Below are 12,314 nucleotides of genomic sequence, written 5' to 3'. Positions count from 1 at the left end.
TCAGCGGTGAATCGAGCGCCAGGGTCGGCACCGACAACCTCCCAGAGTTGACCAGCGCCCGCGCAAACGCGTGCTCGCGCGCCAGGCCCAGCACGGCATTGCGGAACAGCTTCGAGGTCGCGCTCTTGGGCGTGATGAAGTCGGTCGAGCGGGTCGAGTTCAGGATGTTTTCGTCCGCCGCCGCGCCGCGTTCGCTGGCATAGCTGTCGAGCAATGTCTCGGGCGCCACGCCGGTCACCACCGCGTGCAGCTTCCAGCCCAGGTTGTCGGCGTCCTGGATGCCCGAGTTGGCGCCACGCGCGCCGAACGGCGAGACCTGGTGCGCCGCAACGCCGATGAACAGCACGCGGCCATGGCGGAACTGCGGCATGCGCCGGCACTGGAAGGTGTAGACACTGACCCATTCAAGTTCGAACTCGGGGTGAGCCGGCGACGGGCCGCCCCTAGCCGGCTCGTCCCCCTCGGGGGGCGGCGCCTGGACAGCAGGCGCCTGGGGGCCTCGGTTCGCGAGCATGGCCTGGATGCGTGGGATCACCTTCTCGGGCTTTTTCTCTTCTTCGGGGTCCGCGTTCCAGCCAAGCTGGAAGTCGATGCGCCAGACCTTGTCGGCCTGCCGGTGCAACAACACGCTTTGCCCACGGTGGAACGGTGGGTCGAACCAGAACCACCGTTCCGCGGGGAAGTCGGCCTGCATCACCACATCGGCGATCAGGAAGCGGTCATGAAAGACCTGGCCCTCGATCTCCAACCCGAGCTGGCGGCGGATCGGGCTGCGCGCCCCATCGGCCACGACGAGCCAGTCGGTTTCGAGCGCGAAGCTGCCGTCGGCTGTTTCCACCTGCAGCGTCGCACCGGCACCATCGGGCTCGACCTTCGCCACCTTGTGCTTCCAGCGCAGATCGAGGTTCGGCAGCTGTTCGGCCCGGCGAACCAGGAACTCTTCGAGGTAGTACTGCTGCAGGTTGATCATGCCGGGCCGCTCGTGGCCAGCTTCAGGCTGCAGGTTGAAGTGAAAGACCTCGTCGGTGTCGAAGAAGGTGCGGCCGACGTTCCACGTCACGCCCTTGTCGACCAGCCGCTGGCCGCAGCCCAGGCGGTCCAGCACCTCGAGCGTGCGTTTGGCATAGCAGACACCACGCGAGCCGAGGCTCACGGTGTCGTCGTCGTCCAGCAGCAGCACCGGCAGCCCACGTTGGGCGAGATCGATCGCCGCGGTCAGCCCGACCGGGCCGGCGCCGACCACCACCACCGGGTGCCGGCGTGGTGACGTCTCGCCCAGCTCGGACGGGCGTCGGTACTCGAACTTCGGGTAGGTGTAGGTCGAGAGCATGGCCTCAACCTTCCAGCGTCTCCCACATCTTCCGGTCGCGCTCGGCCGTCCAGATGCGTGGGTCGGCATGCTGGGTCGCTTCGTCGTAGCAGCGGGTCACGTCGAACGGCAGGCAGTGGTCGAAGATCACCCAGTGGCCGTACTTCGGCTTCAACGCGGCGTAGGTGGTCTTGTAGACGGCGTTCAGCTCTTGCCCGGCCGCCACGCCGGCCTTCACGCTGGCCCACATGTCGCTGACGAAGGCACGGGTGCCGGCCAGGCCGGCGGCCACGGCTTCGGGGGTCGTCAGCGCCGCGCCACGGCCCGGCACCAGTGCGCGCGGCTGCAGCGCGGCGATGTTGTCCAGCGTCTTCGGCCAGTCCTGGAAGTAGGCATCGCCGGCATACGGCGTGGCGTCGAACTCGACCAAGTCACCGGAGAACAGGATCTTCTGCTGCGGCAGCCAGGCCACGGTATCGCCCTTGGTGTGGCCGCGGCCGAGCTGGATCAGCTGCACCTCCAGCTGGCCCAGCCAGATCGACATGCGGCCGCTGAACGTGATGGTCGGCCAGGTCAGCCCCGCCGGCACCGACTCGACATTGCGGAACAGCCTGGGGAAGCGACCGATCTCGCTGGCCTTGTCCTGCTCGCCGCGCTCGACGATCAGGTCGTAGGTGTCGCGGCTGGCGATGATGTGCTCGGGCGCGTAGCCCGAAGCGCCCAGCACCCGCACCGCGTGGTAGTGGCTCAGCACCACGTACTTGATGGGCTTGTCGGTCACCTCGCGGATGCGGCGGATCACGTCTTGCGCCATCACCGGCGTGGCTTGGGTGTCGATCACCATCACCGCATCGTCACCGACGATCACCCCGGTGTTCGGGTCACCCTCGGCCGTGTAAGCGTAGGCGTTGTCCGAGAGCTTGGTGAAGCTGACCTGCTTTTCTTCCAGGTCGGCTTGCGAGGCAAAGGCTTTGGTGTTCATGGCGATGGCGACGGCGGTGCAGCGGTTGGGGCGATCGGAAATCTTAAGCCCCCGGCCTCCCAGACGTGCCAGGAAGCGGGCGGCGGCTCCCCGGCGAGCCCTCGCCGGCCGGCAGGGCCCGTGGCGCGGGTCGGGATTTCGAGGTGATGACCGTCGGTTCACCGTGCGAGACTGGCGGCAGCACCATGCTTGGCGCCACCCATTCCCCGCTGGTCAAGAGAATCCTGCTGCTGGTGGGCGGGCTTGGTGTCGCGGTGTCGCTGCTGTGGGGGGGCATTGCCAGCGAGGCCGATCGCGCCCGCTCGTTGCAGGCCGCCACCGAATCGGCTCACTCGGCCATCGAGGCCAGCGCCGAGCCGATCGCGCTGGCCGCCTGGCTGCTGGACCAGCGCCTGCTCGCGGCCCACACCCGGGGCCTGATCCAGAACCGCGCGATCGTGCACGCCCGCGTCGTGTCGACCGATGGCCTGACCTTGGCCGAAGCCGGCACCACGCCGCCGGCCGGCAGCCAGCAGCGCAGCGTCACGCTGCACTCGCCCGATGGCAAGTCGCGCATCGGTGAGCTGCAGGTGAGCGAATCGCTGGCCGAGATCGAGGCCGAGGTCGGCCGCCGTTCGACCTGGCTGTTCGTCGGCGAGATGGTCAAGGTGCTGCTGCTGATGGCCGTGGTGCTGGTGGCGATGCACGCGCTGGTCACCCGGCGGTTGATGAGCCTGTCGCGCCAGCTGCAGGCCGTCCCGGCCGACGGAACGCCGCCCGCGATCACCGTCCCGACCAGTCGCATCGCCGGGCGCGACGAACTGGTGCTGCTGGCCGAGGCCCTGAGCCAGCACCTGCAGGACCGCGAGGCCGTGCGCCGCCTGGCGCGCGAGCGCGACTCGGCCGAAGCGGCGAGCCAGGCCAAGTCCGACTTTCTTTCGCGCATGAGCCACGAGCTGCGCACGCCGCTGAATGGCATCCTCGGGTTTGCACAGGCGTTTCGCCGCCACCCCACCGTGGCCAACGACGAGACGCTGTTGCGCTACGCCCGGTTGATGCTGCGCTCGGGGTGGCACCTGAAATCGCTGATCGACGATGTGCTCGACCTGTCGCGCATCGAATCCGGCACCGCGCGCATCGCGATCGGCCCGGTCGATGTCGGCAACACCGTCGAAGCCGCGGCCGCGATGCTGCGGGCCGAGGCCGATGCGCGCCAGATCTCGCTTGACACCGGCGTGCCCTTCGGCCTGCCTGCCGTGATGGCCGACCCGCTGCGGCTGCAGCAGGTGCTGATCAACCTGATCAGCAACGGCATCAAGTACAACCGCGAAGGCGGCCGGCTGTCGGTAATGGCCGGCACCGGTGGCGATGCGCGGGTCTGGGTCCGCGTCAGCGACACCGGCCTGGGCATGAGCGCCGAGCAGCTGTCGATGCTGTTCCAGCCGTTCAACCGCCTGGGCCGCGAGCACACCGGGGCGGCCGGCACCGGCATCGGCCTGGTGATCACCCGCCGGCTGATCGAGATGATGGGCGGCCAGCTCCAGGTCGACAGCACGGCGGGCGTTGGCTCGCAGTTCACCGTCTGGCTGCCGGCCAGCACCGAGCCTGTCGAGGCCTCGCCGACGCGGCCGGCCAAGCTGGCACCGAGCGAAGGCCAACGTCGCACCGTGCTGTACGTCGAGGACGACCCGGTCAATGTCGAAGTGATGCGCGCGCTGTTGCAGGCCCGGCCGCTGATCACGCTCGAGATCGCACCCGACCTGGCCGCGGCCAGCCAGCAGATCGCCCGCGTGACGCCCGACCTGGTGCTGCTGGACATGAACCTGCCCGACGGCGAAGGCCTGGTCCTGCTGCAGGCCCTGCGCGAGGACCCGGTGCACCACGACCTGCCGGTGGTGGTGGTCTCGGCCGATGCGATGGACGCCAGCGTCGGCCGCGCGATGCAGGCCGGTGCGCAGGCCTACCTGTCGAAGCCCTACAACTTCGACGCGGCGCTGAAAGAGGTCGACAAGCTGCTCGCCTGAGCCGCTGCTCGTCTCAGGCTCTCAGCCCTGGCCACGTGGCAGCGTCAGCGTGAAACTCGTCCGGCCGTCCGCCGACCGGGCCTCGACGCTGCCGCCATGGGCCCGTGCAATCTGCTCGACGATGTACAGGCCCAGGCCCAGGCCGGTGCGGTGTTCACGCGGGCGCGCGCTGCCGCGGAAGGGATCGAAGATGTGCGGCAACAGCTCGGGCGGGATGCTGCCGGCGTTGTGGACGCCGACGCTCACGCTATGCGCCGCGCGGCCGTCCAGCCGCAGCACGACCGGCTGGCCCGGCAGGCCATGCACCAGCGCGTTGCCAACGAGGTTGGACAGCGCCTGGGCCAGGCGGTCTTCGTCCCAGACGCCGGTCAGTTCACCCTCTTGCACCAGCCGCAGCTCGCACTCCGCGTGAGCGGTGCGCTGCTCGTCGATCACCCGCTGCGCCACGCGGCCCAGCTCGGCCGGCTCGCAGTGCACCGGGATGCCGCCGGCCAGGCGCGCGCGCGCCAGGTCCAGCACGTCACCGATCATGCGGCTCATCGACCGGCCGCTGGCCACGATGCGGCCGGCCGATCGTCGCACCGCGTCGCTCTCGGCTTGCCGGTCGATCAGCATCGCCGCGGTCACCATGGCGTTCAGCGGGTCGCGCAGGTCGTGCGCGAGCACCGCGGCGAAGATCTCGTTCAAGCGCAGCGTCTCGGTTCGCTCGTGCAGCTCCTCGGCCAGTTGCCGCCGGCTGCGGTACAGATCGAAGAAGACCTGCGCCTTGTTCTGCAGGATCCGCGGCTCGATCGGCTTGAACAGAAAGTCCACCGCGCCGGCGTCGTAGCCCTTGAACAGGCGCTGGGTCTCGCGCGCACCGGCCGTCACGAAGATCAGCGGCACATGGCGGGTGCGCTCGCTGCTGCGCATCAGCTCGGCCAGCTCGAAGCCGTCCATCTCGGGCATCTGCACATCGAGCAAGGCCAGCGCCACGTCATGCACCAGCAGCAGCTCCAGCGCCTCGCGGCCGGAGCGGGCGGTGAGCACCTCGACCTCGTCGCTGCGCAGCAGGGCCGACATGGTCAGCAGGTTGTCGTCCAGGTCGTCGACCAGCAGGCACTTCACGGGTGCCGCCTTCACGGGGGTTGTCACAGGCGTTGTCATCGAAGCGATTCCCTGGCCATGTCTCGCAGCAGCATGCCGATGTCGTCCAGACCCAGCACACGTGCCTGCGGGCAGCGCTGGATCGCGTGAAGCGGCATCGCCGGCGTGGCCGCATCGGAGGGCCGCTGCACCAGCGTGGCCCCGCCGGCCTGGTGGACCGCCAGCAACCCGTTGGCGCCGTCTTCGCTGGCACCGCTGAGGACGATGCCGAGCAGGCACTGGCCGTAGACGTCTGCGGCCGATTCGAACAGCACGTCGATCGCCGGACGCGAAAAGTGCACCGGCGGGTCGGCCGACAAGGCGAGCTGCGGGCCCGGGTCCAGCAGCAGGTGGTAGTCGGGCGGCGCAAAGTACACCGTGCCGGGCTCGACCGTCTCCTTGTCCTGCGCTTCCTGCACCCGCAGTGCGCACTTGCGCTGGAAGATCTCGCTCAGCAGGCTGGGTTGCGTGGGCGGCAGGTGCACGACCACGAAAACCGCCAGGCGCGCCCCGGCCGGCAGCGCCGGCAGCAGCTGGGTCAGCGCGTCGATGCCACCGGCCGAGGCGCCGATCACGATCGCCTCGATGCGCGGTCGAGCACCCGTCGAGCCGAGCGCCTTCATGCGCCGCCCCGCTTCTGGTACAGCCGCAGCTGCGGCACCAGCTCGGTGAAGGCCTCTTGGTGGTCCGTGAATCGCAGCGACTCTTTCGCGCCGACGCCTAGGAAACCCTGTCGACACAACGCGTCGCGGAACAGGCCGATGGCCCGGTTCTGCAGCGCGCGATTGAAGTAGATCAGCACGTTGCGGCATGACACCAGTTGAACCTCCGCGAACACGCTGTCGGTGGCCAGGCTGTGGTCGGAGAAGACGATGTGCTTCTTCAGCCGCTTGTCGAACACCGCGTTGCCATAGGCAGCGGTGTAGTGCTCGGACAGCGAGCTGTGCGCACCCGAGAGACGGTGGTTGTCGCTGAAGCCGGCAATGCGCTCGGCGGCATAGACGCCAGTTTCGGCGGCCTGCAACGAATGCGCGTTGATGTCGGTCGCGTAGATCAGCGTGCGATCCAGCAGCCCTTCTTCGCGCAACAGGATGGCCATCGACCAGGCCTCTTCGCCGGTGCTGCAGCCGGCGATCCAGACCTTCAGCGAAGGGTACGTGCGCAACAGCGGCACGACCGAATCGCGCAGGGCCTTGAAATACGGCGGGTCGCGGAACATCTCGCTGACCTGCACCGTCAGGTAGTCCAGCAGCTGCGGAAAGACGGCCACGTCATGCAACAGCTGGTCCTGCAGCTGCGACAAGGTATGGCAACCGAACCGCGCCATCGCGGCACGCAGCCGGCGCTTCAACGACGACGGCGCGTACTCGCGAAAGTCGTAGTGGTAGCGCAGATAGACGGCCTCGACGAACAGCCGCAGCTCGATGTCGAAGGTCTTGTCCGGCACATGGTCGCCGTCGGCCGTCGCCTGCAGGTGGTGGCTCACTTGGGCATCCATACGCGGATCAGCGACAGCAGCTTCTCCACGTCCAAGGGCTTGGCGATGTAGTCGTTGGCGCCGGCGGCCAGGCACTTCTCCTGGTCGTCCTTCATTGCCTTGGCGGTCAGCGCAATGATCGGCAGCTTGCCCAGCTCGGGCCGCTTGCGGATCTCGCGCATCGCCGTCAAGCCGTCCATCTCCGGCATCATCACGTCCATCAACACCAGGTGGATGGGCTCGGCCTTCGGGCCGGCCGGCAGCGCCAGCCGGTCCAGCGCCTCGCGGCCGTTGCGCGCGATCTCGACCTTGATGCCCTTGGGCTCGAGCACCGCCGACAGGGCAAAGATGTTGCGCACGTCGTCTTCGACCACCAGCACGCGGCGGCCTTCGAGCGCGGTTTCGCGGTTGCGCGCGGCCTTGAGCATGCGCTGGCGCTCGGCCGGCAGGCTGGCCTCGACCTGGTGCAGGAACAGCGTCACCTCGTCCAGCAGGCGTTCGGGCGAACGCGCGTCCTTCACGATGATGGCCTTCGAGAAGCGGCGCAGCTGCTGCTCCTGCTCCGCCGTCAACGACCCGCCGGTGTAGACGATGACCGGCGGGAACGGCACGCCCTCGTGATCGGCCATCTTCTGCAGCAGCTCGTAGCCGCTCACGTCGGGCAGGTTCAGGTCGAGCACCATGCAGTCGAAGGTGGTGCCCCCCAGTTCGCGCAGCGCCTCGGCCGCGCTGGCGACGCCGACGATCTGCACCTCTTCGCTGGCGAGCAGCTGGCCCACGCTCTCGCGCTGGCGCGCATCGTCCTCGACCACCAGCACCCGCCGCAGGCCCTGGGTGAAGCGGGCCTCCAGCCGCTGCAATGCGTGCACCAGCTCTTCGCGCTGGACCGGCTTCAACGCGTAGCTCACTGCGCCCATCTCCATCGCTTCGTGCGAATAGTCGGCCACCGAAGTCACGTGGACCGGGATGTGGCGCGTCGCCGAGTTGCGCTTCAACTGGTCCAGCACGCCCATGCCGGAATGGTCGGGCAAATTGACATCGAGCAGGATCGCGTTGGGCAGATAGCGCTCGGCCGCCGCCAGCCCGTCGCCCGCGGTGTGTGTGAGCACGCACTGGAAACCCTGTTCGCGGATCAGGTCGCGCAGGATCTCGGCAAAGTGCAGGTCGTCTTCGATCACGAGGATCAGCCGCGCCTGCGCGTTCAGCTGGTCGCGGTCGTCGGCCAGCCTCGGCGGTCGTGGGCGGGCCGGCGACGTCACGTGGGGCGCGGCCGCAGTGCGTGGCCGCGCCTCGATCGCGGGCGGCGCGGCCGGGTTGGATGCCGAGGCGTCCAGCGGTTCCCGGACCACGCTGTCGCGCGGCAGTGTCAGCGTGAACACACTGCCTTGGCCGGGTGTGCTCTGCACTGTGATGTCGCCGCCCAGCAGCCGCGCCAGGTCCCGCGCGATGGACAGGCCCAGGCCGGTGCCGCCGTATTTGCGGTGGGTGCTGCCGTCGGCCTGGCGGAAGGCTTCGAAGATGATCTCGCGCTGGTGTTCGCCGATGCCGATGCCGCTGTCGCGCACGCTGAAGGCCAGCGTGTCGCCACCGTCCAGCGCCGACACGCGCAAGGCCACCTCGCCCTTCTCGGTGAACTTGATCGCGTTGGACAGCAGGTTCTTCAGGATCTGGCCGCAGCGAACCTCGTCGGTCACCGTCGTTTCGGGCACGTCGGGCTCGAGCGCGACGCTGAACCCCAGGCCCTTGTCGCGTGCCAGCGGCTCGAACGCCGCGGCCAGGCCGTCGACCAGGCGCTGCACCCCGATGCGCTCGAGGTGAACCTCGACCTTGCCCGCCTCGATCTTCGACAGGTCGAGGATGTCGTTGATCAGCGTCAGCAGGTCGTTGCCCGCCGACGCGATGGTCTGCGCGAACTTGACCTGCTCCTCGGTCAGGTTGCCAGGCTTGTTGTCGGCCAGCAGCTTGGCCAGGATCAGCGTCGAGTTCAGCGGCGTGCGCAGCTCGTGGCTCATGTTGGCCAGGAATTCGCTCTTGTACTGGTTGGCCCGCTCCAGCTCGTCGGCGCGCTCGGTCAGCTTGCCCTGGGCCTGGCTCAGCTCGGCCTTCTGTCGTTCCAGCAGCTGGGCCTGCTCTTCCAGCTGGGCGTTGGTCTGCTCGAGTTCGGCCTGCTGGTTCTCCAACCGCGCCTGCGACTCGCGCAGTGCGCGGCCCTGCTCTTCGAGCTCCTCATTGCTGACGCGCAACTCCTCTTGCTGCGACTGCAGCTCCTCGGCCTGACGCTGGGTCTCGGCCAGCAGCTCTTCCATCCGCGTGCGGTCTTTCGATGCGCGAGTGGCCATCGCCAGGGTTTCGGAGATGCGGTCGAGCAGCTCGCGAAACTCGGGCCGCACCGGCTTGAAGAAGCCGAGCTCGAGCACGCAATGCACCATGCCGTCGACAGCCGCCGGCTGCAACAGCAGCTCACACGGCGCGGCGCCGCCGACGCTCGAATGCACGTTCAGATAACCGGCCGGCACGTCCTGCACATGCATTGCGCGCCGGTCGCGCACCGCCTGGCCGAGCAGGCCCTGGCCGGGGGACACCACCTCGCGGTCCATCAGCGAGCTGATCGCGAAGCTGGCCATGCGGCGCAGCTGGCCATTGCGCTCGACCACATAGATCGCCCCGACCTGGGCATCCATGAAATCGGCCAGGAAAGCCAGCACCTGCTGGCCCATGTGGTCGAGCCGAAGATCGCCCTGGAGGCTTTCGCTGACCCCCGCCAGGCCGGATTTCAACCAGGCCTCGATCTCGCGGGCACGGTAGTCGCGCGATGTGATCACCGCGGCGGAGATGATCAGGATCAGCAGCAGCGTCGCGCCGCCCCAGGTGACCAGCCGGCTGATCAGCACCGCCTCGTTCCACGCATCGCGCCGGCTGCGGAAGGCCTTGCGCTCGTCGGCTTCGAGTTCGGCCGCCGCCACACGCACCCGGTCCATCAGCTCGCGGCCACGGTCGGTGCGCAGCATCGCCAGCGCGGCTTCGCCCTTGCCGTCGCGCTTGAGGGCGACCGACTCGCGCAGTTCCTCCAGCTTCTCGTTGACCAGGCGTTCGAGCGTATCGATCCCCACCCGCCGATGTGCGCTGGCCAGGTCCAACTGGCGCAGCGTGCGGAACTGGCTGGCCACCTGAGCACGCGCGTTTTCGTAAGGCTGCAGGTACTGCTCGGCACCGGTCAGCAGGTAGCCGCGCTGGCCGGTTTCGGCGTCCTTCAGTGTCGAGCTGATCGCCTGCACCTGCTGGATCATTTCGAGCGCGTTCGAGACGGCGTCCGCGGCGTCCGAGCGGCTTCGATCCGCCTGGTACGAGAACAGCGCGATCAACAGCACCGCCAGGATCGCGATGCCGAAGCCGATCACGGTCAAGGGGGGCAGCAGACCGCCCCAGCCGCTGGGCAGGGTGATGGCGCGTGCAGCGCGGGCAATCAAACGATGGGGCATGGAACAACGGCAGGGATCGATGGGTGGCGCATCTGCGGCGCCACCGGGAACAGCTGGCTGAATCGGAGCGGCAGCATCCCACAATGTTCCGCGCCTGGCGCGGGCGGCCCGCAGTTTTCGGGGCAACAGCGGCATGCAAGCCACAGGCACGCGGATTGCCACTCGCGGCCATGCCTCTTGATGAACGCACCATGCCGATCTCGTCTTGGCCGTCTGACGCCGCCCGCAACCCCGTCAAGATCCTGGTGGTCGACGACATCGACGCCAACCTGGTGGCCATGCGGGCACTGTTGTCCAGTGACGAGCTGACGGTGGTCACGGCCGGCTCGGGCGCCGAGGCACTCGAAATGCTGCTCGTGCACGATGTGGCGCTGGCCTTGCTGGATGTGCAGATGCCGAGCATGGACGGCTACGCGCTGGCCGAACTGATGCGCGGCAGCGAGCGCACCCACCACGTGCCGATCATCTTCCTGACCGCCGTCGCGCAAGAGGCCCGCAGCAGCTTCCGCGGCTACGAAAGCGGCGCCGTCGACTTCCTCTACAAGCCGTTGGACGAGCGCGTGCTGCGCAGCAAGGTCGCGGTGTTCGTCGAGCTGCACCGGCAACGCCGAACGATCGCCGCGCATGCCGACGAGCTGGCGCGGCTGGCCCATGCCAATGCCTTGATGATCACGGCCCTGTCGCATGACCTGCAGGAGCCGCTGACCGCCCTGGCGCTGAACACCGAGCTGGTCCTGCAGCGAAGCGAATCGCCGGCGCTGCGCGAGGCGGCGATGCGGCAGAAGTCGGCCACTGCATTGCTGCGGCGCCAGGTGTCACACCTGATCAGCCTAGCCAAGACACCAGGGGGCGAGCTGAAGGTCTGCGCCGGCACGACCGACCTGGCATTGCTGGCGCGTGAACGCTGGCAATCCGGCCGCGACAGCTCGCTGCCGCTCAGCGCCGGCGGGTTGAAGACCGAAGGCGACACCGTCGGCCAATGGGACGCGCGGCTGCTGGCCACGGCGATCGACCAGTTGCTGCTGCAGGCGGAAACGCACTGCAACGCGGCGCCGATCAACATGCTGGTCGACGGCACGGCGCGCGGCGCCGTCGTGCTGCGTGTCAGCTTCGACAGGCCCTTGAACGACATCGCGGCCGCGCACTTGCTGGGCCCGGCTCTGCCGCTCGGCGACTTGCCACCGCCGGTCGGTGCCGGGCTGCGCGAGATCGAGCGCATTGCCCGTGCCCATGGTGGCTCGCTCGTCGCCAGCACCAGGACCCGCGATGGCACCTGCTTCGAGCTGATGCTGCCGCGGGGTGAAGGCAGCAGCGTCACCGCAGCGGCGTCACCCCGAAGCGACTGAGGGCAAGGCTTCAGGCGACGGTTTTTGCGATAGTGCCGGTATGGCATTCACCACCCACTTTGTTTCCCCCGAGCCGACCCGGGCCGAGGTGGAGGCCTTGCCCGGCCCCACGGTGCTCGAGTTCGGCACCGGTTGGTGCGGCTACTGCCTGCGCGCGCAGCCGCTGCTGGCCACTGCGATGGCGCCACACACCAGTGTGCGGCATCTGAAGGTCGAAGACGGGTCCGGCCGGCCGCTGGGGCGCTCGTTCCGCGTCAAGTTGTGGCCCACCCTCGTCCTTCTTCGCGATGGCCAGGAGGTCGCCCGGTTGGTGCGACCGCAATCCGAACAGGAAGTCGCGCAGGCGCTGGCCACTCTGGTCGCTCCCAGCGCGGCGGCCGGCAGCCACTGACGGCTGCCTGGCCCGCGCAGCCATCTACTGCACCCGGATCGGCCGGCCGAAGGCGCGCCTGACTTCGCCGAGAAAACGATCGCGGCCAACATCGCCCTTGTCGGCCAGGCTCAGGATGTGGTTGTTGAGCTGCAGCCGGTCGTCTTCGGTGAACTGCCGCGCGGCCACCATGATGACCGGGATGTGCGCGGTCGATTGGTTG

Annotated in this window: 9 protein-coding genes; 3 read left to right on the top strand and 6 right to left on the bottom strand. The window is 68.5% G+C overall.

Features of this window, described 5'->3' with window-relative positions:
• Both VFY73_RS26730 and VFY73_RS26725 read right to left on the bottom strand, forming a co-directional pair.
• The coding region (locus VFY73_RS26730) for an FAD-dependent oxidoreductase (protein ID WP_329724625.1) at positions 1-1,330 on the bottom strand (1,330 nt) is incomplete at its 3' end.
• A gap of 4 nt (positions 1,331-1,334) precedes the next feature.
• Positions 1,335-2,291, bottom strand: a complete 957-nt coding sequence (locus VFY73_RS26725) for an MBL fold metallo-hydrolase (RefSeq protein WP_329724624.1) — start codon at positions 2,289-2,291, stop codon at positions 1,335-1,337.
• 185 nt (positions 2,292-2,476) lie between these two features.
• Here VFY73_RS26725 and VFY73_RS26720 point away from each other — a divergent pair, with 185 nt between their 5' ends.
• The gene (locus VFY73_RS26720; protein WP_329724623.1) at positions 2,477-4,294 is read left to right on the top strand and encodes a hybrid sensor histidine kinase/response regulator; all 1,818 of its coding nucleotides are present in this window, start codon (positions 2,477-2,479) and stop codon (positions 4,292-4,294) included.
• A 21-nt stretch (positions 4,295-4,315) separates the two neighbouring features.
• On the opposite strand, the gene VFY73_RS26715 is transcribed toward VFY73_RS26720, so the two are convergent.
• Genes VFY73_RS26715 through VFY73_RS26700 form a run of 4 tightly spaced genes read right to left on the bottom strand, consistent with a single transcriptional unit; the run spans position 4,316 to position 10,375 of the window.
• The gene (locus tag VFY73_RS26715) at positions 4,316-5,440 is read right to left on the bottom strand and encodes a hybrid sensor histidine kinase/response regulator (protein ID WP_414654539.1); all 1,125 of its coding nucleotides are present in this window, start codon (positions 5,438-5,440) and stop codon (positions 4,316-4,318) included.
• Positions 5,437-6,042, bottom strand: a complete 606-nt coding sequence (locus VFY73_RS26710; protein ID WP_329724621.1) for a chemotaxis protein CheB — start codon at positions 6,040-6,042, stop codon at positions 5,437-5,439. The genes VFY73_RS26715 and VFY73_RS26710 overlap by 4 nt, the downstream gene beginning before the upstream one ends.
• A complete protein-coding gene (locus VFY73_RS26705; protein WP_329724620.1) occupies positions 6,039-6,917 on the bottom strand; it encodes a protein-glutamate O-methyltransferase CheR in 879 nt (292 codons plus the stop codon). Before VFY73_RS26705 ends, VFY73_RS26710 begins: the two co-directional genes overlap by 4 nt.
• Positions 6,902-10,375, bottom strand: coding sequence for a response regulator (locus VFY73_RS26700; protein ID WP_329724619.1), 3,474 nt, complete (start codon positions 10,373-10,375; stop codon positions 6,902-6,904). The genes VFY73_RS26705 and VFY73_RS26700 overlap by 16 nt, the downstream gene beginning before the upstream one ends.
• A gap of 191 nt (positions 10,376-10,566) precedes the next feature.
• Between VFY73_RS26700 and VFY73_RS26695 the strand changes: the two genes are divergently transcribed.
• Together VFY73_RS26695 and VFY73_RS26690 are read left to right on the top strand one after the other, a co-directional pair.
• Positions 10,567-11,721, top strand: a complete 1,155-nt coding sequence (locus VFY73_RS26695) for a response regulator (protein ID WP_329724618.1) — start codon at positions 10,567-10,569, stop codon at positions 11,719-11,721.
• A 40-nt stretch (positions 11,722-11,761) separates the two neighbouring features.
• A complete protein-coding gene (locus VFY73_RS26690) occupies positions 11,762-12,112 on the top strand; it encodes a thioredoxin family protein (protein WP_329724617.1) in 351 nt (116 codons plus the stop codon).
• The last annotated feature ends 202 nt before the right edge of the window (positions 12,113-12,314 follow it).

It is taken from the genome of Ideonella sp., from assembly GCF_036277275.1.
Classification (GTDB): domain Bacteria; phylum Pseudomonadota; class Gammaproteobacteria; order Burkholderiales; family Burkholderiaceae_C; genus Ideonella.
Note: the sequence above shows the minus strand (reverse complement) of the source record. Positions and strands in the feature narration are given on the sequence as shown.